The sequence below is a fragment of the Sphingobacterium endophyticum genome (assembly GCF_009733535.1).
GTDB lineage: Bacteria > Bacteroidota > Bacteroidia > Sphingobacteriales > Sphingobacteriaceae > Sphingobacterium > Sphingobacterium endophyticum.
Genome location: NZ_SMMI01000004.1, coordinates 214,875 through 239,221, shown reverse-complemented (window position 1 = coordinate 239,221; position 24,347 = coordinate 214,875). Strand labels below are relative to the sequence as shown.

Sequence of the window (24,347 nt, the reverse complement as noted above, 5' to 3'; positions counted from 1 at the left end):
ATTTTCATTATTCTAAAAGGAGTACAAAAATACGGATTTATAGGCTTATTTCCCATCAGTTCATAGCAAATAAATAACCTATCCCATTTATTTGAAATTTTAATCTTTATTAACTGTTTCCTATTCCCATTTAATGTAAATTTGGCGGTTGAAATTTATTATGAAATGAAGAATGTTGTCAAAGATTTAACGGGCTTCTTGCTTTATTTTGCCTTTTGGCTATTGATGAGCTTCATTGATCGCTTTATTTTTCTAATCTCATTCCCCGACAAAATCAATTTTTCAAATATTAAAGATATATTGAGGATTTATCTCCATGCTTGGTCTCTTGATTTTTCTATGGCTTCTTATATTTGCGTAATCCCTTTCCTTGGTTTCTTAGCGCTTAATTTCTCTAACAATGAAGGTCTAAAACGTAAATTGTTGAAATCATATACTTTTATTGTCATACTCTTTTTTCAAATCATTTCGTTTGCTAATATCAATATCTATAGAGAGTGGGGCGACAAAATATCGAAACGTGCAATTGACGCTATCGCTGAGGACGCTGCAGGTGCAGCAGCTTCAGCAGAAGCTACACCTATTTTGATCCCTGTATTAGGAATTGTTATCCTTACTGCTGCTAGTTATGCACTATTTAGCTATCTTTTTGGAAATATAAAATTTCCAAATAAAATCCCTAATTGGAAATTACTGCTAATTCTTTTAATTGGAGGATTTGTCCTTTTTGGTTTTATTCGAGGCGGTTTTGGAAGAGCTCCATTAAATCCAAGTAAAGCCTATTTTTCTTCTAAAACTTTCTATAATCATGCTGCAGTAAATACCCATTATTCCTTAATGAGAGAATATTTTACGCGTAATCAAAGGATGAGATCCCCCTATAAATATTTCTCATCTGATCAGGAAATACAACAAACTCTAAAACCTGTATTTGCCGAAAATCCTGACTCTGCTTTCTCTATATTGAATACTAAAAAACCAAATGTCGTTCTAATTTTAATTGAAAGTTATGTAGCTGATCTGATTGAATCAACAGGTGGGGAAAAGGGAATTGCACCGCACTTTGAAGACATGATTTCTAATGGACTTTTTTTTGATCATATATATGCAGCTTCCGACCGATCTGATAAAGGTATGGTCGCCGTATTCAGCGGATTCCCTGCACAAGGGCCAGAAAGTATTATTAAATATATTGACAAACATGAAAATATGCCCGCAATTGGTCAGGAATTCTTTAATGCTGGATATAAAACTTCATTCTATCATGGAGGACAAAGTGAATTCTATAACTTTAAATCTTATATGCTTTCCCATGGAATAGATAGGGTAGTGGATGTTCTCAATTTTAATCCTCTCTTGCCAAGAACATCTTGGGGAATTTATGACCACTTAGTGTTTGAAAGAATGATCGATGATCTAGATGACGAAAATCAACCTTTCTTTTCTAGTATCTTTACATTGGTAAATCATGAACCATTTGAACTAAATGAATCTTATAAATTTGGAAATGATAATAATGTAAACAAATTTAAAAGTACCGCATATTATACGGATCAATCAATACACACATTTATTGAAGCTGCTAAGAAAAAAGATTGGTATAAGAATACCTTGTTTATTTTAATTGCCGATCATGGTCATCGCTTACCAACTGAAAAATGGGATATTTCACATCCTCAACGTTTCCATATCCCTTTATTGTTTTTTGGAGACGTTATCAAAGAGGAATTTAAAGGAAAAATAATAAATACTGTGGCAAATCAAACTGATCTTGCTAAAACCCTATTAAATCAATTAAAATTACCGTCTGATCGATATAAATGGAGTAGAGATTTATTGAATAAAAGTATTCCTCAAGTGGCGTTTTATAATTCAAAAGATGCTTTTGGAATTATCACGCCTCAGGATGTAATCTCCTATGACAGAATAGGTAATCAAGTAAATTTTAACGCAAATGACCTTTATCCAAAAGCTCAGAAAGATAGTTTAGTGAATATTGCTAAAGCTTATTATCAAGGAGTATATGAAGATTTTATGAAGTATTAAAAGACATGATTAGATTAAAAGGCTGGTTTGGACCCTATCTGGCATTGGCATTACGCTTATTCGTGTTATTGCTGATATATGCTATTCTGAGACTTGGATTCTATGGATTTAATATTGCCCAATTTCCGCAAGTTTCTTTCAGTGAACTCATGTTCATGATGTTTGGTGGGGTAAAATTTGATATTGTAGCATTGCTTTATATTAATTTACTTTACATTCTCCTTGAAGCATTTCCAATTCCTTTTAAATATAATCAAGCCTATAGAAAAGTTACTAAATGGATATTTGTTGTCACAAACAGTATAGGAATAGCCTTAAATCTTGTTGATTTTGCCTATTATCCTTTTACCTTAAAAAGGACTACTGGGACTGTATTCAGCCAGTTTGCTAATGAAGAAAATATTGGAAAACTCTTCTTTGATTTCGGTTTGGAGTATTGGTACCTTATCCTATGTTTTGCATTCATTATTTGGGGATTAATTAAAGTTTATGATTTAGTTATCGTTGAAAAACCTAAAGTATTTAATTGGAAATTTTATTCGGTTCAATTGGCATTATTACTAACCGTTGCTTTCTTATTCGTTGGCGGGGTTAGGGGTGGTTGGGCTCATAGTATTAGACCAATTACTTTAAGCAATGCCGGCGATTATGTGAAAGCTCCTGAAGAAATGAATATCGTCTTGAATACGCCATTTTCAATTTTGAAAACCTTGAAGGCTGTAACATTAAAGGAAGAAAGTTTCTATTCTGATGAGGAGTTGAATAAGGTCTATCCGGTAATTCATCTTCCTAAAGATTCTACAGAATTTAAGAAATTGAATGTAGTCGTCCTGATTTTGGAAAGCTTCGGTAAAGAACATATCGGTTTTTTTAATAAACAATTGGATAATGGAACATATAAAGGTTATACTCCATTTTTAGATTCTTTAATTCAACAATCTTATACTTTTACTAGGTCCTATGCAAATGGTAGAAAATCCATTGATGCATTGCCTTCGGTTATTACAGGTGTTCCTTCTATTGGTGAGCCTTTTGTACTTTCAATTTATTCAGGCAATAAAACCACAAGTTTAGCCAAGTTACTGGCAGAAAAAGGCTATGAAACATCATTTTTCCACGGAGCGCCAAATGGTAGTATGGGATTTTCGGCTTATATGCAATTGGCGGGAATTCAACATTATTATGGTAAAAATGAGTATAATAATGATTCTGACTTTGATGGTATGTGGGGTATATGGGATGAACCTTTCATGCAATTCATGGCCAAAAAAATCGATGGAATGAAAGAACCTTTTTTCTCGAGCTTCTTTTCATTATCTTCCCATCATCCGTTTAAAGTCCCTGAAAAATATGTAGATAAATTTCCTAAAGGAACTCTTCCTTTGCATGAACCTTTGGGTTATGCTGATTATGCCTTAAAACGTTTCTTTGAAACCGCCTCTAAAAGTCCATGGTACAAAAATACATTATTTGTAATCTGTGCTGATCATGCCAGTATGAGTCATTTCAAGGAATATAATACAATGCCTAATTCTTTTGCTATTCCAATTGTGTTTTACTACCCTGGTGGAGAGTTAAATGGTCTGTCGGATAAGTTAGTTCAACAAATAGATATTATGCCTACTGTATTGAATTATCTTCAATATGATAAACCTTACTTTTCATTTGGATTTGATGCATTTTCTCCTGAAAAAAATAATTTTGTGGTCAGTAATATTGGTAATATTTATAACTTTTTCAAAGGTGATTATTTTATGACTTATGGCAATAATGAAGTTAAATCTGTCTACAACCTAAAACAAGACCAGTTTTTGACGAATGACCTGAAAGGTAAAGTTCCTCAGGTGCAAGATTCTCTTTTGAGAACTTTAGAAGCTTTTATGCAACAGTACAACAACAGAATGATTAAGAATAAATTGGTCGCCGATTAATTGAATATTGTTCTTCCAAAATTATACCTCAAGGTAAACATTTGTTGATTATCAACCTGACCAGGAGAGAAATGGAAGGATGCAGTAAATTTCCCTTCTATTTTATCAGTTTTAAACGGAACCCAGCCCAGGTCCAGCCTATCATAGCTGTCTCGATGATAGAATGAATCACCATTAGGCAAGTTCATCGCTTGACCTAAGTACAGGCTGTTAGATATAAAAAATCGTTTATAACCCAAATGCACATTAGAAATAAATCCTGTAGATTTTTTCATATCATAGACTGATCGTACACGGTCAAAACCTATAGCTCCACCTGCATCTATACTCAAGGAGTCCAAGAATGTCTTAGTGCTTAAATCAATGCCAACCCTTAACATAATTACCGCATTATCCTGAATATGTTCATCAATGCTATCATTACTTGTAAGCGCATTGTGGTATAGCAATCCATCATTGCGTACAAAGAAGTTTCCAAACCCATACTTTCCAGAAATACCCGCAACAAATTGCTCTCTTTTTGTAGGACTTTGTTTACTCATCCAATCGATGAAAACTGATTGCTGTACATTGCCATTTTGATAATTGAAATACATTCCTTCAATATTCGGACGATCATACATGAATGTATCTGCTAAGACCATTCGAGGAATGTCTTTTAACCGTTCAAATCTTGGAATAAATCCTAATGCAAAATCAAATTTTTCGGTTTTATAATTATAATATGCAATAGGGTTTAATCGGCTCTTGTTTTCGACATGTTTTCCAAATTCTTGGTTAAAATGGATACCACCATAAATGCGATGGTTTTCCTCTAATTGAAAATATAGATTTGGGGAAATAGTTGCCCCAAAAAATGTTTTGGGGATAGTATATTGAGCTCCGTATTCACGATTATCAGCATATCCAAAAAAGTCTACACCTAATCCTATTTTTTGTGCAAAGCTTAAGGTAGATAGAGTTATTAAAAGTATGGTAAGAAATATTCGCGATATTGATTTGTTGTTTATTTGCATAGAATATATTGAATCAACATGAAAATCCTATAAAAATACAAAAGGTCGCCTGATTTCAGGCGACCTTTTATAAATTATCTATTTATTGGAATTAAACTTCCAATAATAATCTAGCTGGATCTTCTAATAATTGTTTTACACGAACTAAGAAGCTTACTGATTCACGACCGTCGATAATGCGGTGGTCATAAGAAAGAGCAATGTACATCATAGGACGTATTACAACTTGACCATTCTCTGCAATTGGTCTTTGAATAATGTTGTGCATACCTAAGATTGCTGACTGAGGGGCATTGATAATCGGAGTAGACATCATTGAGCCAAATACACCGCCATTTGTAATCGTAAAGGTACCACCAGTCATTTCTTCGATGGTTAATTTGTTGTCACGTGCTTTACCAGCTAATTCAGCAATTGCTTTTTCAATTTCATAAAGAGCCATTGAATCTGCATTTCTAATGACAGGAACTACTAAGCCTTTTGGAGCAGAAACTGCAATAGAAACATCAGCAAAGTCTGAATAAACTATTTCATTTTCATCAATACGAGCATTCACTGCAGGCCATTCTTTTAATGCAGTAGTAACCGCTTTTGTGAAGAATGACATGAAACCAAGACCAATACCGTGTTTTTCTTTAAATACATCTTTATACTTAGAGCGAAGATCCATGATAGGTTGCATGTTAACCTCGTTGAATGTAGTCAACATTGCTGTTTCATTTTTCACAGCTACTAAACGTTTAGCAATTGTTTTACGCAATGAACTCATTTTCTCACGGCGTTCAACACGATCTCCTTTGCTCACTGGAGTAGTTGGGGTTACTGCAGAAGGTGCAGCAGGTTTAGATTCAGTCTTAGCTGGAGCCAATTGAGCTTTTTCAGCATCCTCTTTGGTGATTCTACCGTCTTTACCAGTTCCTTTTATTGTTGAAGGATCGATACCTTTTTCTCTCAAGATTTTTGCAGCAGCAGGTGACGCAGTGCCGGCAGCATATGTCTCTGGACTTTCATCGGCTTCAGCTTTTGCAGCAGGTTTAGATTCATCCTTCACAGCTGGAGCTTCCTCTTTTGCAGGTGCATCCCCAGAACCAGATGGAGCATCGCCATCTTCAATGGTACAAACAACAGCACCAATTTCTAAGGTATCACCTTCTTGTGCAATGATCCGTAGGATACCAGCTTTTTCCGCAGGTAATTCAAACGTTGCTTTGTCAGATTCCAATTCGGCAATGTTCTCGTCCATTTCGACGTAATCACCATCTTGTTTTAGCCATTGGGCCAAGGTTACTTCGGTAATTGATTCCCCAACCGAAGGGACTTTGATTTCTAAGCTCATATTTACTTTTTTAAAACCTCCACTAAATATACTATAATATTACAACGGTAGGTTAAACAAATTGTTTATTCAAATGATTTATTAATTATCGCTTCTTGTTGTGCAACATGCTTCTTCATGTAACCTGTTGCTGGACTTCCACTTTCTGAACGTGAAATGTGTTCCGTGAACTCCAAATCTGTTCTGTTGAAAATACGACAGTAATATGGCCATGCTCCCATGTTCTCATTTTCTTCCTGAACCCAAATAAACTCCGTAGCTTTTTTGTATTTCGCACGAATGGCCTTCAGTTGATCTACTGGTGCTGGATATATTTGCTCAATTCTAACTATAGCAATATCTGTACGCTTGTCTGCTTGTTGCTTTTCTAACAAATCGTAGTATATCTTACCTGAACAAAATAATACACGTTTTACCGTGGTTGGTTTTGCGTAGGTATCATCGATAACCTCATGGAAGTTTTCTTTGGTAAAGTTATCTAGTTTAGAAACAACCTTTGGATGACGTAATAAACTCTTAGGAGTAAAAACAATCAATGGCTTGCGGAAGTCTCTAACTAATTGACGACGCAATAAGTGGAAATAATTTGCAGGGGTAGTACAGTTTGCAATAATCATATTATCATTCGCACATAATTCCAAGAAACGCTCAATGCGGCCAGAAGAGTGCTCCGGTCCTTGACCTTCCATACCATGTGGCAACATCATCACTAAACCGTTTGATCTTTTCCACTTTGTCTCTGCACTTGATAAATATTGGTCTACAATAATTTGAGCCCCATTATAAAAATCTCCAAATTGAGCTTCCCAAACTGTCAATGCTTGTGGATTTGCCAAGGCATATCCATATTCAAACCCTAAAACAGCATATTCTGATAGTAATGAGTTATAGATATTAAATCTTTCACCTCCATTTACATTCGCTAAAGGAATATACTTTTCTTCAGAATCTTCCAAAGTAAGAACTGCATGTCGGTGAGAGAAGGTGCCTCGCTGAACATCTTGTCCAGAAATACGAACACGTTTTCCTTCATCCAATAAGGTAGCATATGCCATTAATTCCCCCATTGCCCAATCGTAGCTGTCATTTTTAACCATAGCTGCACGATCTTCGAACAATTTTGAAATCTTACGGAAGAATTTTTTGTCCTTCGGTAGTGTTGTGATTTCTGTAGCTAATTTTAAGAACTCCTTTGAAGCAACCTTTGTATCTACTTCTTCAGAAATATCTGCTTTCTTCGCCGCATGCAAACCTTTCCATGCTCCTCCGAACATTGGAATCTCATCATCCAATTTATCCGTTTTCTTAGCAATGTCTAATTGGTCTTGTAAATAATCCTTAAATTCTTTCTCTATGTTTTTAACATAGTTTTGATCAATTGATTTTTCATCCACTAATTTCTTAGCGTATACATCCTTTGGATTAGGATGCTTTTCAATTGCTTTATACAACAATGGTTGAGTGAACTTAGGCTCATCTGCCTCGTTGTGTCCATAACGACGGTAACATAATAAATCTATGTAAACGTCAGTTTTATATTTTTGACGGTATTCAACCGCTAAATTAATCGCATAAACTACAGCTTCTGCATCATCACCATTAACATGGAATACCGGAGATGAAGATATCTTCGCAACATCCGTACAATACGTCCCAGAACGAGCATCTTTATAGTTGGTAGTGAATCCCACTTGATTGTTAATTACAATATGGATCGTACCGCCTGTGCGATATCCTTCAAGTTTTGACATTTGAGTAACCTCATATACAATGCCTTGTCCTGCGATAGCAGCATCTCCATGAATAAGGATAGGAGCGATTTTTGAAGAATCGCCATTGTATTTCATGTCGATTTTAGAACGTGTAATACCTTCAACGATAGGGTCTACTGTTTCTAAGTGAGAAGGGTTAGGTGCTAAGGATAGGTGAATTGATTTACCATCCTCTGTCGTAACATCCGAAGAATAGCCTAAGTGATACTTCACGTCACCACCAAATTGCAATTCAGGATCTTCTTCAGCATACATCTTTCCTTCGAATTCCGAGAAAATAGTCTTGTAGGGTTTCCCCATGATGTTTGCCAAAACGTTCAAACGGCCTCGGTGAGCCATTCCAATCATAAATTCTTGGATTCCCAAGCTTGCACCTTTCTCAATCACTGAATCCAATGCTGGAATTAAACTTTCTGCCCCTTCAAGTGAAAAACGCTTCTGTCCCAAAAATTTTGTCCCTAAAAAACTCTCGAAAATTACTGCTCTATTTAACTTCTTGAAAATTCTCTTCTTTTGATCAATATCGTAATGTGGTTGATTTCTGTCCGCTTCCATGTGGTCTTGCAACCATTTTATTTTTTCAGGATTACGGATATATTTGAATTCAGCACCTATTGAACGACAGTATGTGTCTTCAATCAGCTGACGTATGTCTCTTAATTTTGCAGGGCCTAAACCAACTTCAACTCCAGCATTGAAAACTGTGTCCATATCAGATTCTGATAGACCAAAGGTTTCCAATTCTTTGCCCGGATAATATTTACGACGTTCACGAACAGGGTTCGTTTGGGTGAATAAGTGACCACGGTCTCTATAACCATGGATCATGTTTAATACGTTGATCTCTTTTAATGCGTGGTCTGAAACACCTTCTACAGATTCTACAGATCCGCCTTCAGATGTTTGACCGAAGTCAAATCCTTCAAAAAACTTTTGCCAACCAAAGTCTACGGAATTGGGGTCAGCTTTGTAAGATTGATATAATCCGTCGATGTAACTCGAATCTGCATTACTCAAAAATGTCAATTTGTCCATGTGGATTGGGGTGATAAAATTTTGCCAAATTTATAAATAATAAACATACTTTTCCGCATTTAATCAATATAAAATACAATGTTTTAGCATGTTTTTGAAAGTATTCTTATTATGAAATAAATATTAGTCGAAAATAAATAAGATTTAGGTTTTCGTTATATAAAGGAATGAAAAGTAAACGTAAAAACATGTTTACTTCATCAGGACTTTGAGACTAGCAATCGTTTTGCCAGCTCTTGCCAATCTGAACAACTGTTTTCCTTCTGACTCGTACCAACTCCTGCCATATGTGACCAAAATCCATATGTAGTTGCAGGAGCAAAATCCAGTAAATGCTCCTCAAAAAAACTCGCTCCAAACAACCAGTTTGAACCAGTTTCTTGTGTGAAATATTTTGAAAGTAACCTTCTTTCTGCGTAGGTAATGTTTCCCGTTTCTATTAATGTCCGAATATTATCATCTATCTCTTGGTCTCCAGTTGTTCCTTTTTCCCAATTAATAACCGCCCCATCTTCGATATGCTCCGGATTTAAATGTTCTGAATCTAATCCATTTAATTTAAAAAATACATTAGGATATTTCTTGAGCATAAATCTAAAGTAATCGCGCCAAAGTAACATGCTGGTCAATCGCTCAAATCTCTTCTTATTTTGACTCAAATTAGAAGTATTCATTTCATGATAAACATAAATAGGAGATAAGGACCCAATAGCTATATAAGGCGAAATTAATGTGAAATTCTCATTGCCTGTATAATTTGGATCCAAGAGTTTCTTTAATTTCTTAATACCAAAACGCTCTCCACCTTCAAATTCTTTAGATCCCCATTTCTCAATATCTTCCGAAGAATAACCTAAATCTTCGAGACTGGGTAGATGCGTTTCTTCTAAATGTTGAGGGCTTGGTATTGAAATCGGAGCAGAAATGGATGGTCGAACCGTACTTTCTTTCTCAACTTTCTTTCGAAAAATATTAAACTTGTCAGGTATATCTTTTATAGGAAAGGGTAGATCTTCCTTATGATAGAGGGTATGACCTATAAAATGTCGTAAGTTTATTTTGTTTTTCCATAACGCAGATTCAACAGATTCCGAGATTTGGGTCTCTCTGGAGGCTACTTCTCGATGATGATAAACTTCATCAACCTCATATTTTGAACATAGCTGCGGTAATAAATCCTCTGGTTTCCCAACAAAAACCATAAGGTCACTATTCATCGCTTGTAATTGTTCCTTAATATATGAAACTGACTCAAGTAAGAATTTCCCTCTTTTTATACCTGTTCGATAGTGTTGAAATTGGTCCTTAGTAAAATATCGAGGATCAAAACAGTAAACAGGGATGATCAGATCAGATTTGTTTATAGCCTCTGACAAAACCTCATTGTCATGTAGCCTTAAATCATTTCTAAACCAAACAAGAACCACTTTTTTACTCATACTTTTTCCACGAAATGCGTTACCTAACAAATATAATCTATTATATGCTCTTAAATAAACTAGAGAAGCGATTTTTACATCCCATAGACAATATAATTATTGGTAAAATTTTGCTTTTTTTGTAAAATTTTTAGAAAATTTAAACTTTACAAGTTTAATTCTGTTTGCATTTAAATAAAATTATTGTTTCAAATATGCGGAGGTGAGATGGAAGTGTTATTATCTGGCTTAAATTCCTATTTAGGAAAAAGAGCAATGAGTAACTTAGCAAGGGACGATTTTAATGTACATGGAATTGTTAGAGATTTAGAGCTATTCAATGCTAGAAAAACTGAAGAATCTACTGCAACTCTTGATCGTGTAGATTTATTGCGTAAAGGAAAGGAATTTGATGCTTTTAAAATTGATTCTGATCTCGGTTTAGCAATATATATTACGCATGTCCCCTCATTAGGTGAATATGTAAACCTTAATTTAGAACTTATTACTTTAAAGAATTTCATTGAGCTTACAAAACTTAATGGAGGTGGAAGATTAGTCTATATTGCTAGACTGATGGATAAACCTTTTGTCCCTCATATTGAAGCCCTACTAAAAGCATCAAATATTGTTTATACCATTGTCTTAAAGAACTTAGCCATTGGTAAAGGAAGCGTTTTGGACAAATATATGCACCAACTCATCAATGCTAAGTACTTGCCCTATGATAATATGTTTGCCAAGGTCAAATTTAATCCAATATCATCATTGGATTTATTACGATGGATTTATAATGTCGATTGGGATAAACATTTCATAAATCAAACCATTGAAATCGGCGGACCCAAAACCATTACCGTACAGGAAATGTACAGGCTTTATAAAAAAACACTTTATCCTAATGCTGAGGTAAAAAGTATTTTACTCCCTCACTTTATCATGAATATGATGTTCAAAAAAGCTTATCATATTCACAAAGAAGATGTTGTTGAATTCAAACGACTTATGCAGCAGGAATATCCAATTGATAATACCTCTTGGAAAAATATAATTCTCTTCTCATTTACTCCATTAGATCAGGTCATTAAATTTGATCAATAAATCTGACACCTTCTTTAATTATACATATTAGCTTACATTTGTAGCTAATAGTGTATTAATTATGGGATATAAAAGTCTACAAGATTGCGTTGCTGACCTTGAAAGAAATGGTCACTTAATCCGAATAAAAGAAGAAGTTGACCCTTATTTAGAAATGGCAGCCATTCATATGCGTGTATATGATGCTAAAGGACCAGCACTTTTTTTCGAAAACATTAAGGGATCTAAGTTTCCAGCTGTTTCTAATTTATTTGGAACTCTTGATCGTTCTAAGTTCATGTTCCGGGATTCATTAGATCATGTTAAAAAATTGGTAGATGTAAAAATGAATCCCATGTCAGTTTTAAAGAAACCTTTTGATTACGCAGGATCTTCATTAGTTGCATTAGGTGCTTTGCCTTGGAAAAAGAAATCCGCAGCACCAATTTTATTTGGACAAACAAAAATCTCTGAACTTCCTCAGATTGTTAACTGGCCCATGGATGGTGGACCTTTCGTAACGATGCCTCAAGTATATACCGAAGATATTACAAAACCAGGTATAATGAATGCAAATTTGGGAATGTACAGAATTCAGCTTGCTGGTAATGAATATGTGCAGAATCAAGAAATTGGACTTCATTACCAATTACACCGTGGAATTGCTGTCCACCAAACTAAATCAAACCAGCTAGGTAAACCTTTAAAAGTTAGCATTTTTGTCGGTGGTCCTCCATCTCATCCTCTTTCTGCTGTTATGCCATTGCCTGAAGGTTTATCTGAAATGATTTTCGCAGGCGCTTTGGGAAATCGTAGGTTTAGATATTTCTATGATGATGAAGGATTTTGCATTTCTGCTGATGCTGATTTCGTGATTACGGGGACTGTGTATCCAAATGAAAATAAACCTGAAGGACCATTTGGAGATCATATTGGGTATTATTCCTTAATTCATCCTTTTCCTTTAATGAAAGTCCATAAAGTATATCACAGACAAAATCCAATCTGGTCTTTTACCGTCGTAGGTAGACCTCCTCAGGAAGACACAAGTTTCGGTGCTTTAATCCATGAAATTACTGGTAATGCAATACCTCAACAAATTCCAGGATTACACGCTGTAAATGCTGTTGACCCTGCTGGTGTCCACCCTTTGTTATTTGCCATCGGGAGTGAAAGATATACCCCATATCAAAAAGTGGAAAGACCTCAAGAAGTACTAACAATTGCTAATCAAATTCTGGGTACAAATCAACTCAGTTTAGCTAAATATCTATTTATTTCAGCTTTTGAAGACAATCCTAAACTTGATATCCATAATATTAAAGATTTCTTTACTCATATTTTTGAAAGAATTGATTTAAGTCGTGATTTACATTTCCTTACAAATACAACTATAGATACATTAGATTACTCCGGTGACGGATTAAATGCAGGTTCTAAAGTGACTTTTGCAGCGGTCGGAGATGTTAAAAGAGAGTTGTTAAAAGAATTACCTCCTAATTTGGAATTACCTCGACCTTTTAACCAGATGAAATTAGCATTGCCTGGAATCATTGTGCTGGATGGAAAATCCTTTACGTCTTATGAAGAGGAAGCCAAAGTATTGGAAGATTGGTGTGAAGCAGCCAAAAACGCTAATTGGAATGGTATTCAACTCATTGTTTTGGCTGACGATGCAAAATTTACTGCTGAAAATGAAAATAATTTTGTCTGGGTGACTTTCACCAGATCTAATCCTGCTTATGATATATACGGAATAGAAAGTTTTACTGCTCACAAACATTGGGGCTGTCATGGACCTGTGATTATTGATGCTAGAAGAAAACCTCATCATGCTCCAGATCTGATAAAAGATTCCCAAATCGAAAATAGGGTAGACCAGTTGGCTGCTAAAGGCGGATCTTTGCATGGCGTTATTTAAACGAATTTTTATTTTTTGTAAAAGCCTATTAAATCATTAATAGGCTTTTTTTATAGATTAATTTCAACTAAATACAATGCGTTTTTTTAATAATTTACCTAAATAGGTATCAATTAATCAATGAAACTTAAATATTATTGAAAAATATTCAATAAAAATCAAAAAACATTATGAAAATTGTTTTTAATTATTTTACTTTGTATCATTAATTCATAGAAATAGGTAAATAATTATAAAAACAACAATCGTATGTGCGGAATTGTCGGAGCATTTGAATTGAAAAAACCCCTTACATCCTTAAGGCCTCAAGTCTTGGAAATGTCAAAAAGAATTCGTCATAGAGGGCCGGATTGGTCGGGAATTTATAGCTCAGAGAAAGCTCTATTAGCTCATGAGCGGCTTGCTATTGTAGATCCTAAATCTGGAAGTCAACCTTTGTTTAGTCCTGATGGAAAAGTTGTACTTGCAGTGAATGGTGAAATCTATAACCACAAAGAATTACGAAATTCACTCCCTAATTATCAATTTTCAACGCAATCTGATTCTGAAGTTGTTTTGGCCTTGTATCTTGAAAAAGGGCCCTCGTTCGTAGAGGATTTAAATGGTATTTATGGTTTCGCCCTTTATGATTCTCGTGATGATTCTTTTTTTGTTGCTAGAGATCATATGGGGATAATTCCTCTGTACTATGCTAAGGACGAATTAGGGCAATTATTTGTTGCTTCTGAATTGAAATCTTTAGAAGGTTTTTGCTCAGTAATTGAGCAGTTTCCTCCAGGTCACTACTTATACAGTAAAGAAAGTTTAGAACCTAAACGTTGGTATAAAAGAGATTGGGAAACCTTTGAGTCAGTGAAAGAAAATATCACTGATATCGATAAATTAAGAAAAGGTCTAGAAGATGCGGTTCACCATCAACTGATGTCTGATGTACCTTATGGAGTTTTACTTTCCGGTGGACTCGATTCCTCTGTAATTGCTGCAATTACTAAAAAATTCGCTTCTAAAAGGATTGAATCTAATGATCAGGAAGATGCATGGTACCCTCAGTTGCATTCTTTTGCTGTGGGACTTGTGGGATCACCAGACCTTATTGCCGCTCAAAAAGCTGCTGATCATATCGGTACAATACATCATGAAGTCAATTTTACTATTCAAGAAGGATTAGATGCTATCCGTGATGTGATTTATCACCTTGAAACTTATGATGTAACAACAATTAGAGCTTCAACTCCAATGTATTTATTAGCAAGAGTTATAAAATCTATGGGAATTAAAATGGTTCTGTCAGGTGAAGGTTCGGATGAATTATTCGGCGGTTACCTTTATTTCCACAAAGCACCTAATGCCAAAGAATTTCATGAGGAAACTGTTAGGAAATTAAAAAAACTCTACTTATATGATTGCTTAAGAGCAAACAAATCATTAGCCGCATGGGGGGTGGAAGGTAGGGTACCTTTCTTAGATAAAGAATTTATGGACATCGCGATGACCATAAACCCTGAAGATAAAATGATAAGAAATGGAAGGATGGAGAAATGGGTGGTTAGAAAAGCTTTTGAGGATTATTTGCCCGAATCAATTGCTTGGAGACAAAAAGAACAGTTCTCAGACGGTGTGGGATATTCTTGGATCGATACATTGAAAGAACAAGCTGAACAGAAAGTGTCCGATACAGAGTTTGAAACTGCTGCTTCAAGATTTCCTATCAATACACCAAAAAACAAAGAAGAATATTTGTACAGAAGTATTTTTGAATCTCACTTTCCTTCTGATGCTGCTGCTAAAACTGTTCCATCTGTTAAATCAGTGGCTTGTAGCACCCCTGAGGCCTTAGCTTGGGATGCCTCTTTTCAAAACCTCAATGACCCTTCAGGACGAGCGGTAGCTAATGTTCACAACGAAAGCTATGATAAAAAATCTCAATCTGTCGGTGCTTAGTATAAATATTAAATCATATCATATCAACTTGTATTAATTGTGGGCTGTAAGAATTTACAGCCTACTTTTTTGATCCAAAATAGTCCCTAAAGTTATTCCATATTGTGCTAGGATATAGCTGCTCATAATCATTAATCCAGAATTAGCAATATATGCTACAAACTTATCTACTGCTAGTATGGAATCTGATATAATGAAAAATAAGGCAGCAATAAAGACTGTCAAAAAACTCCAAAAACCTACTTGCTGCTTCCTTGTATAAGCGAAAAAAGCCATTAAGCCTATCACGATTATGTATAGTATTACTGGAATTTTTAAAGGACCTAAACTAGGCTTTAAAACAGTATATAGATAATAAGAATAGGATAACAAAATTCCAGCTATCAAGATATAGCCTTTGTGCTTTACCAATTGTTTTGGATTCGTTTGTTTTATAAATGCAATAACATATAAAATATGTCCTATTAAAAAGGATGTCAGGCCCAAAATAAATTGGTCATGCATCATTAAAAATATATCGCCTAAACAACCAAAAAATAATCCGATTGCAATGTTCTTCTCAATATTCCTCTTTAAACCGGTTTCCTTGAAAAGGATATAGATTAAAAAAAGACAAATTAGCGGTTTGCTGAAGTATCGAAGATTCGGCAAAGCAAAGTAAATAGCTAATAAATGAAGCAATGCAATTCCAAAAAATGCAATATGTAATTTATAATGCTTCATTTTAATTGCAATGTGCTTTAGGAATGAGAATTGGCTTTTGCCTTATTTCTTTTAACCAAGATATAGCTAATCCATAATAATAGAATCCATGCAGGTATTAACTCGACCGAGATTTTTAAACCAGTAAACCACATCATTAATAATACGCCAAGTAAAAACAACAAACTAAAATAATTACTGATTGGGTAGAGAATGGTTGGAAACTTAGTTTTGATACCCTCTGAATCTTTTTTCTTTCGAAAAAACATATGAGTTAATGTTATCATTATCCAATTAATAATTAATGCTGACACAACCAAGGACATAAGGATACCTAAAGCTTCTTTTGGAATGATTTTGTTAATTAAGACGGTTATAGCAACAATCGCTGCAGATGCCAAAATCGCATTCACGGGAGAATGATTTTTATTAAGTTTCTTTAGGAATTTTGGGGCGTTTCCTTGTTCAGCTAGTCCATATAACATCCTTGAATTGCTATATACACAACTGTTATATACTGATAGTGCAGCTGTCAAAACAATGATATTTAATGCATTGGCAATTATTGTTGTAAAATAAAAAGTCTTACCAAAAAGTTCAAACTGAAATCCTTTTAATGTCGCAAAAACCTCAACAAATGGACTTGTCTCTGCAGTTATAGTTCTCCATGGCATCAATGAAAATAAAATAAATAATGCACCAACATAAAAAACTAGAATCCTCCATAAAACTTGATTGGTAGCTTTTGGGATATTCTTTTCAGGATTCTCAGCTTCTGCGGCAGTAATACCAACTAATTCTAGACCCCCGAACGAAAACATGATTATGACCAGCGCGGCCAATAATCCTGAATACCCAATATCTCCATTACCACTCAACCAACCATGTGGAAAGAACCCCCCATCATTATATAAATTCGCGACGGTAGCTCGTTCACCGCCATTTCCAGATAAAAGTAAGTAGGTCCCAAAAATAATCATCGCTATAATTGCAACCACCTTGATTATCGAAAACCAAAACTCCGTCTCACCATAGACTTTAACGGATGCTAAATTGATGACATTGATCACTATAAAGAAAAATAAGGAGGATGTCCATAAGGGAATCTCTGGCCACCAAAATTGAACATACTTGCCAATCGCTGTTAATTCAGCCATACTCACTAAGATATATAATAACCAATAATTCCATCCAGATGCATATCCCGCAAATGGTCCCCAATATTTATTGGCAAAGGAACTGAAACTCCCTGAAATTGGTTCCTCAACAACCATTTCTCCCAATTGACGCATAATGAAAAACGCAACCAAGCCCGCGATAGCATAGCCCAATATAACTGAAGGTCCAGCTAAAATAGCTGCTTGCCCAACTCCTAAAAATAATCCAGTACCAATCGCTCCTCCCAAAGCAATCAACTGTATATGTCTATTGCTAAGTCCTCTCTTTAGTTCTTTTTCCTTGTTTTCTTGCACGTTTTTTGAAGGTTAATTCCTGATTATGATATATTCTAATCCTTATTATTGAATTTTAATCAATAAAAGCTCCAAGATAAATTTTTCATTTTAATTTTTGGACATCTTTTCTTAGAAACCTGGCCAAGACCCATTTTATTTAAAATAACCGTCCGTCATTCCCGAGCCTTAACTCGCCAAACTATTTATTCTCCAACCTAATAACTTTCCATCCCTTCGGGATTTGACAAATATATTATCCCGATGGGATTTTAATATATGCTTCCAAGCAATTGCTATTACATTACCAGAGAAGTAAAAAAAAATGGTCTAGAAAAATATAATCCCTAAACCACTTCTAAATATATTTTATGAAAATGATAAATCATAATAACAGCCAGATAGACAGCTATCTAGGCTCTAATGTCTTATGTCTACTGTCTTATGTCTATCCTCAGCTCTCAACCTCACATTTACATCCTTTACCACATCCAGGTGTACCTTTCTTTTTGGAGAAAAAAGGTTTGAATATGACAAACAAAGCAAATATAAAAAGTGCAAAAATGATAATATATTGAATTATTAAACTCATTACTTTAAGATTTGATAGGCAATAAGTGCCGCAACATATGCTAGTCCGGTCATAAAAACGGTTTGAATTAAAGTCCATTTCCATGAGCCTGTTTCTTTTCGAACAACCCCAATTGTTGCCATACACTGCATTGCAAATGCATAAAACAATAATAACGATATACCTGAAGCAAAATTATAGGCGGGTTTGCCTGTATTTGCATTTATCTCTGATTTCATCCGTGTTAATAAAGACGATTTCTGCCCCTCATCCTCAATGTCTACATCTGGCCCCATGCTGTAAACTACAGCCATTGTCCCAACAAATACTTCACGGGCAGCAAAAGATGAAATTAATCCAATTCCCATTTTCCAATCATAACCTAATGGTCGAACAATAGGCTCTAAACCCATACCAATATAACCAAGAAAAGAATGCTCTAATCGGTATGATCCAACTTCTTTCTCTAATTCTTCTGCACTTAAATTTGGATTGGCTTGCTGAACGATTTCCTCCGCATCATAAAATTTTCGGTTCGGACCAAAGTTTCCGAATACCCACAAAACAATCGAAATCATCAATATAATCTTTCCGGCCTCCCATAAGAATCCCGAAGCTTTATCCCAAACATTGGTCATTACATTTTTCCAATCAGGCATTTTATAAGTAGGTAGTTCAAAGATTAAATAGCTAGAACGAATACTTTTTATAACCCTATTTAATATCCAGGCTGATCCCAAAGCTCCTACAATACCGAGGATATACATCATAAACAAGGTGATACCCTGCAAATTAAAACCTAAAAATTTATCTTCCGGAATGATGAGTCCAATGATAACAATATAGATCGGCAAACGCGCAGAACAGGTCATAAATGGAGTGACTAACATGGTTAATAGACGCTCCTTAGGATTTTCAATATTTCTCGCCGACATAACCGCCGGAATAGCACAGGCAGCGCCTGACATCAAGGGGATAACTGATTTTCCGTTTAACCCAAATGGACGTAACCATCTGTCCATCAAAAATACAACCCGACTCATATATCCAGATTCCTCCATTAAGGATAGAAATAAGAATAATATCACGATTTGAGGAATGAAAATTACAATCCCCCCAATACCCGCAATAATACCTTCAATAAATAGGGATGATAGGGGACCTTCCGGCAATACTGTACTTAAATAGCCCGTCAACTCACCGAATGAACCATCAATCCAGTCCATCAGCGGACCTGACCAACTAAATATAGCCTGGAATATTAAAAATAATAATCCAAAGAAGATTATGTAGCCCAGTATAGGATGCAGTAATATCCGATCTATTTTTGAAGTCGTATCTAAGGTTTTGTTCTCTGATTTATTTAAAATATTTTCCAGATCCATACTGATCCTATCATGCCGAAGCAATGACTCAGTCTTTTGCATCTCATGAGGATCGAGCTGGTATTTAGACCGAATTGCTGCAAGGGCAACTTGCTTTTCTGGAGCTAAATAACTTACATTCTCTTGAGCAAGGTATTGCCAGGTAAGATATTCCGTAGCAAGAGGAAATAATTTCTTAGCTTCTTCTAATGCCTCTTTATATTTCTCAGGGATTTCAAAATTACTGGTATATAGCGAGGGTCTTTCATCAAATGATGAAATCAACTTTTCTAACCCCTTTCCAGTCCTTGCATTCGTTTGGAATACCTTTGTTTTTAAATATGCTTCAAGTTTTGGAAAATCAAGATGTATCCCTTTACTTTCAACTTCGTCAATCATATTTAAAACAAAAATCGCAGGCAAACCTAGCTCTCTAGCTTGTTGATATAATATAATACCTCTTTTTATAGTGGAGGGCTCGGCAACCACAATGGTGAGGTTAGGACTTAACTTATTTTCTTTTTGACTCAAGATTTTGAAAACAATTTCTTCATCTAATGAGTTTGGAAATAAGGTGTATGTACCAGGTAAGTCTACAATATGATATGTTTTATTATTCGCTTTTAAAGAACCTTCTCTTTTCTCAACGGTAATTCCAGGATAATTTCCTACTTTTTGATTAAGTTTCGTAAGTCTATTAAAAAGCGAGGTTTTACCAACATTGGGATTTCCAAGAAGGACTATATTTGGATTTTCCATTAGATTATTACTGCAGTTATGAATTTGGCTTCTGATTTACGGATGGCAATTAAGGCGTTGTTCTCAACAACGTTTACACAGATCGGACCGTTTAACGGGGCTTTATGCTTCACTTCAATTATTGAGCCCGGGTAAAAGCCTAACTCATAGAATTTAGCAGGAATTTCTATAGATTGTATAGCATTAATCTTAGCGATGTCTCCGATTTTTAATTTATCAAGGCTAATATTTTGAGGCATTCGACGACAATTTTTTAGGAGTTTTTAAAAAAAATCAACATTAGCAAAGATAAATAATTAAAATCTTTTAAATTGCGCTTTAAGTCACACTAATGTATTATTAAATATGCCGAAGATCGAAGAATTGGTTAAAGTAAGGCAATTCGCAAGTCCTTGGCATCGCGCAACGATCAATATTATTTATACTAACAACTGGTTGAACGTGATGCTGGAGAAAAGAGCGGGTGCCAAACAAATCACTTTGCAACAGTTCAATGTGTTGCGCGTCTTACGTGGTCAATACCCTAACCCGGTAACCAACAACTTGTTAAAGGAAAGGTTGCTAACCAAAACACCTGATATCAGTAGGTTGGTAGATCGAATCGTAAGCAAAGGCCTAGTCTCTAGGGAAAAAAACAGCGTCGACAAGCGCGCCGTTGATCTGTTAATTACAGATAAAGGCTTGGAACTGCTTCAAGAAATCGAAAATGACATGATGTTAGACGATGTACTGCCGGCTAATATCACAGAACAAGATTGCTTGATGCTAAGTGAACTTTTAGATAAATTTCGTGGTTTCATGGATGAAATCGACTATTAACTAATGTTCATGATCATGATGGTCATGATCATGCTCTTCATGATGATGTGGCTCCTCCGTTTCATGCGAAGGACCATGATGATGAGTGTGGTCATGACCTTCAAATAAAAAGTTAGCCATCGATACCAAAACCCCTAATAATACAGCAACCATTTTTTTCTTATTGAAGGTATGGTGATCTGCTGAACCCGACTCAAATAAGATGGTCGTAGAGATATGTAGGAAAATCCCAATCACAACCGCCATTATCTTATCAAAATACTGAGATATATTACCTATTTCTCCAGCACTTATACCCTTACTCGTAAAAAATCCTAATGGAGTCATCGCCGCGAAAACAGCAATAAACAGGATAATAGTCTGTTTCTTAAGCTTTGTGCCAATTAATAGACTTCCTAAGGCAAATGATGCCGGAATGTGATGAATGGCAATGCCAAAAACCAATTCATTTCGATGACCCGAGGCCAGTGGAAAACCTTCAAGAAAGGCATGTAAACATAAACTAATTAATATCGCAATCGGAAAGGCTTGATGGGAATGACCCTCTGATTGATGATGGATATGTCCATGCTCTATTCCTTGAGAAAAATGCTCTAAAACCAGTTGGAACAAAAAGCCCCCTAAAATGTATAATCCAATAATCTCACCTGGAGTATCTGAACTGTGATAAACCTCAGGAATTAAATGTAAAACTGTGATCGCAAATAGATATGCACCACTAAAGGATAAAACCAATTTTAATAATTGTGTATTATCTCTTTTTACAAAAAAGACAGCAATACCACTAAGTAATGCGGAGAAAAATAAAATGGAAACGATCAAGAAACTACTCATGCAGGGACTGTTGTTGAAACTGGTTGGGGTTCGAAAAATTTAGGATAAAACCTTTTAAATAAATACCCGGTTCCCAAACCTATCAGCGTACCTATTATTGCACCACAAAGAATATCTATGGGATAATGGACACCAACATAAATTTGTGAAAAAGATATCGAGGCCGCCCATAGAATACATAACCATAAGGTATGTTTCCATTTGCGACGAAACAATACGATCCAAAAAAATGCCATAGCAAAATGATTGGTCGCATGGGATGATGTAAAACTAAATCCTGAACCACATCGGGCACGTAGATTAACCTCATTCTTAAATACAACATCATTACATGGCCTAACCCGCTTTACCGATTTCTTAATCAAATGAGAGGATACCGAATCTGAAATACCAAAGGTCGCGAATGTACAGGCAACAATTAATACCCCCGTTTTTCCATAATGTTTGATGAAAAATATAATCAAAAACAGATACAGTGGAGACCAGGTGTAGGGATTACGTAAAATAGGTAACAACCAATCAAATACAACATTGCTCATGCCTTGATTGATTAATAAAAATAATTCTTGATCGAAATGGATTATTTTCTCTAACATATTTTTTAAAATAGAATAGCCTAATTCCTTAATTAAACCAAATCTATAAAAATAAGATGGTATACCTTAATTAATATCGTAAACGAAACAAAGTTGCAACAAAGATAAGGATTAGACTTAAAAAAAGAATAAAAATCATTAATAATTATATAAATCCTTTATTTTTACCAACGTTAATATTAATTTACTTATGGCTTTAATAAAATCTATTTCAGGAATTAGGGGTACTATTGGCGGTAAACCTGGTGATAATTTAACTCCAGTGGATATCGTAAAATTTACAGCTGCTTATGGAAAAATCATTACAGAAAATGCATCTAATAAAACTATTGTAGTTGGTCGAGATGCTCGTATTTCTGGAGAGATGGTATCCAATCTAGTAATTGGTACTTTACAGAGTATCGGTGTTAATGTTATTGATTTGGGACTTTCGACTACTCCAACAGTAGAAATCGCAGTTCCTAAATTAAATGCTGCCGGAGGTATTATTTTAACGGCCTCCCATAACCCAGGTCAATGGAATGCCTTAAAATTATTGAACAGCAAAGGTGAATTTATTGACGATGCCAAAGGAAAAGAAGTTTTGGAACTTGGTGAAAGTTTAAACTTTGACTTTGCTGATGTCGACCAACTTGGAACCGTAACAATAGATGATACATTCCTCAAAAAACACATAGATGATGTGCTGGCATTAGAATTTGTCGACGCTGAAGCTATAAAGAATGCAAACTTTAAAATCGCTGTAGACGCAGTGAACAGTACTGGAGGAACTTTTATTCCAGAATTGCTGAAAGCATTAGGGGTTCAATCCATCTATAAAATTCACTGCGAACCAAATGGTAAATTCCCGCACAATCCTGAACCATTAAAAGAACACCTTACAGATTTATCTAAAGCGGTACTCGATAATAAAGCTGATTTAGGTATAGCGGTCGATCCTGATGTGGATCGTTTAGTATTTATGATGGAAGATGGTGAACTATTTGGTGAAGAATATACCTTAGTAGCTGTCGCCGATTTTATTCTTGGCAACAAAAAAGGTAATACCGTATCAAATTTGTCATCTACACGTGCATTAAGGGATGTTACTGAAAAACATAATGGACAATACTTTGCCGCTGCTGTTGGTGAAGTAAATGTAGTTACTAAAATGAAAGAAGTCGATGCGGTCATTGGTGGTGAAGGTAACGGAGGGGTAATTTATCCTGCATCTCATTATGGCCGTGATTCTTTAGTCGGAGTAGCACTATTCCTGACGCATCTTGCAAAAATAGGGAAGAAGGTTACAGAATATAGAGCTGAACTGCCTCAATATTATATGTCAAAAAATAAGATTACCCTAACACCTGAATTGGATATCGATAATTTGCTGGCTAAAATGCAACAAAAATATGCTCATGAAAATCATTCGACTATTGATGGCTTAAAAATTGACTTTCCAAATGAATGGGTGCATTTAAGAAAATCTAATACAGAGCCAATAATTCGGATTTATTCTGAAGGACAAACACCCGAAGCTGCTGAAGCTATTGCACAAAAAATCATGAATGAAATCAAAGAAATTGTAGGATAATATTTCTATAATATGTTAGATCCCCCATAATAGTTCTTTAACTATTTTGGGGGATTTTGTTTTTTCCATTTTATTTATCCCAGATAGAATGTACTTATTTATCTAATCGATAAAATCTCTCTTTACCATGCCAAAATTAATCGATAGTATCTATTTTAAGGAAAATTTTATTTTTTGAAGCT

The 24,347-nt window shown here is 35.1% G+C and carries 17 protein-coding genes; 7 read left to right on the top strand and 10 right to left on the bottom strand.

Going from position 1 to position 24,347, the window contains the following annotated elements:
* Nucleotides 1–165 precede the first annotated feature (165 nt).
* Both E0Y80_RS06855 and E0Y80_RS06850 read left to right on the top strand, forming a co-directional pair.
* Complete coding sequence (locus tag E0Y80_RS06855; RefSeq protein WP_156306918.1) at nt 166–2,046, top strand: LTA synthase family protein; 1,881 nt, start codon at nt 166–168, stop codon at nt 2,044–2,046.
* 5 nt (nt 2,047–2,051) lie between these two features.
* A complete protein-coding gene (locus E0Y80_RS06850) occupies nt 2,052–3,977 on the top strand; it encodes an LTA synthase family protein (protein ID WP_156306917.1) in 1,926 nt (641 codons plus the stop codon).
* Here the strand turns inward: E0Y80_RS06850 and E0Y80_RS06845 are convergent.
* From E0Y80_RS06845 to E0Y80_RS06830, 4 genes are all read right to left on the bottom strand, one after another.
* Complete coding sequence (locus tag E0Y80_RS06845) at nt 3,974–4,993, bottom strand: hypothetical protein (protein WP_156306916.1); 1,020 nt, start codon at nt 4,991–4,993, stop codon at nt 3,974–3,976. The genes E0Y80_RS06850 and E0Y80_RS06845 overlap by 4 nt on opposite strands.
* Nucleotides 4,994–5,084: 91 nt before the next feature.
* Nucleotides 5,085–6,329 (bottom strand): 2-oxoglutarate dehydrogenase complex dihydrolipoyllysine-residue succinyltransferase, encoded by a 1,245-nt coding sequence (gene odhB / locus E0Y80_RS06840; protein WP_156306915.1) that lies wholly within the window; start codon nt 6,327–6,329, stop codon nt 5,085–5,087.
* Between the two features lie 65 nt (nt 6,330–6,394).
* Nucleotides 6,395–9,136 (bottom strand): 2-oxoglutarate dehydrogenase E1 component, encoded by a 2,742-nt coding sequence (locus E0Y80_RS06835; protein WP_156306914.1) that lies wholly within the window; start codon nt 9,134–9,136, stop codon nt 6,395–6,397.
* A 200-nt stretch (nt 9,137–9,336) separates the two neighbouring features.
* On the bottom strand, nt 9,337–10,575 hold the full coding sequence (locus tag E0Y80_RS06830; protein WP_156306913.1) for a deoxyribodipyrimidine photo-lyase: 1,239 nt from the start codon (nt 10,573–10,575) through the stop codon (nt 9,337–9,339).
* 207 nt (nt 10,576–10,782) lie between these two features.
* On the opposite strand from E0Y80_RS06830, the gene E0Y80_RS06825 reads away from it, so the two are divergent.
* The 3 genes from E0Y80_RS06825 (at nt 10,783) to asnB (ending at nt 15,496) form a co-directional block, all read left to right on the top strand.
* Complete coding sequence (locus E0Y80_RS06825) at nt 10,783–11,655, top strand: SDR family oxidoreductase (protein WP_156306912.1); 873 nt, start codon at nt 10,783–10,785, stop codon at nt 11,653–11,655.
* A gap of 61 nt (nt 11,656–11,716) precedes the next feature.
* Nucleotides 11,717–13,555, top strand: a complete 1,839-nt coding sequence (locus E0Y80_RS06820) for a UbiD family decarboxylase (RefSeq protein WP_156306911.1) — start codon at nt 11,717–11,719, stop codon at nt 13,553–13,555.
* Nucleotides 13,556–13,804: 249 nt separating this feature from the next.
* Entirely contained in the window at nt 13,805–15,496 is a 1,692-nt protein-coding gene (gene asnB / locus E0Y80_RS06815) for an asparagine synthase B (RefSeq protein ID WP_156306910.1), read from the top strand.
* A gap of 54 nt (nt 15,497–15,550) precedes the next feature.
* Here asnB and E0Y80_RS06810 read toward each other — a convergent pair whose 3' ends face one another.
* From E0Y80_RS06810 to E0Y80_RS06795, 4 genes are all read right to left on the bottom strand, one after another.
* A complete protein-coding gene (locus E0Y80_RS06810) occupies nt 15,551–16,219 on the bottom strand; it encodes a lysoplasmalogenase (RefSeq protein ID WP_156306909.1) in 669 nt (222 codons plus the stop codon).
* Nucleotides 16,220–16,236: 17 nt separating this feature from the next.
* Nucleotides 16,237–17,670: an amino acid permease gene (locus tag E0Y80_RS06805; protein WP_156306908.1), complete on the bottom strand. Its 1,434-nt coding sequence runs from the start codon at nt 17,668–17,670 to the stop codon at nt 16,237–16,239.
* A 570-nt stretch (nt 17,671–18,240) separates the two neighbouring features.
* Nucleotides 18,241–20,343, bottom strand: coding sequence for a ferrous iron transport protein B (gene feoB, locus E0Y80_RS06800; protein ID WP_156306907.1), 2,103 nt, complete (start codon nt 20,341–20,343; stop codon nt 18,241–18,243).
* On the bottom strand, nt 20,343–20,582 hold the full coding sequence (locus E0Y80_RS06795; RefSeq protein ID WP_156306906.1) for a FeoA family protein: 240 nt from the start codon (nt 20,580–20,582) through the stop codon (nt 20,343–20,345). Before E0Y80_RS06795 ends, feoB begins: the two co-directional genes overlap by 1 nt.
* Before the next feature lie 106 nt (nt 20,583–20,688).
* On the opposite strand from E0Y80_RS06795, the gene E0Y80_RS06790 reads away from it, so the two are divergent.
* The gene (locus tag E0Y80_RS06790) at nt 20,689–21,162 is read left to right on the top strand and encodes a MarR family winged helix-turn-helix transcriptional regulator (protein WP_156306905.1); all 474 of its coding nucleotides are present in this window, start codon (nt 20,689–20,691) and stop codon (nt 21,160–21,162) included.
* Here E0Y80_RS06790 and E0Y80_RS06785 read toward each other — a convergent pair whose 3' ends face one another.
* Both E0Y80_RS06785 and E0Y80_RS06780 read right to left on the bottom strand, forming a co-directional pair.
* The gene (locus E0Y80_RS06785) at nt 21,163–21,996 is read right to left on the bottom strand and encodes a ZIP family metal transporter (RefSeq protein WP_156306904.1); all 834 of its coding nucleotides are present in this window, start codon (nt 21,994–21,996) and stop codon (nt 21,163–21,165) included.
* Nucleotides 21,993–22,592, bottom strand: a complete 600-nt coding sequence (locus E0Y80_RS06780; RefSeq protein ID WP_156306903.1) for a phosphatase PAP2 family protein — start codon at nt 22,590–22,592, stop codon at nt 21,993–21,995. The genes E0Y80_RS06785 and E0Y80_RS06780 overlap by 4 nt, the downstream gene beginning before the upstream one ends.
* A 190-nt stretch (nt 22,593–22,782) precedes the next feature.
* Here E0Y80_RS06780 and glmM point away from each other — a divergent pair, with 190 nt between their 5' ends.
* Nucleotides 22,783–24,165 carry a phosphoglucosamine mutase gene (gene glmM, locus E0Y80_RS06775; protein ID WP_156306902.1) on the top strand — a complete coding sequence of 461 codons (1,383 nt, stop codon included), beginning with the start codon at nt 22,783–22,785 and terminating at the stop codon, nt 24,163–24,165.
* Nucleotides 24,166–24,347 lie beyond the last annotated feature (182 nt).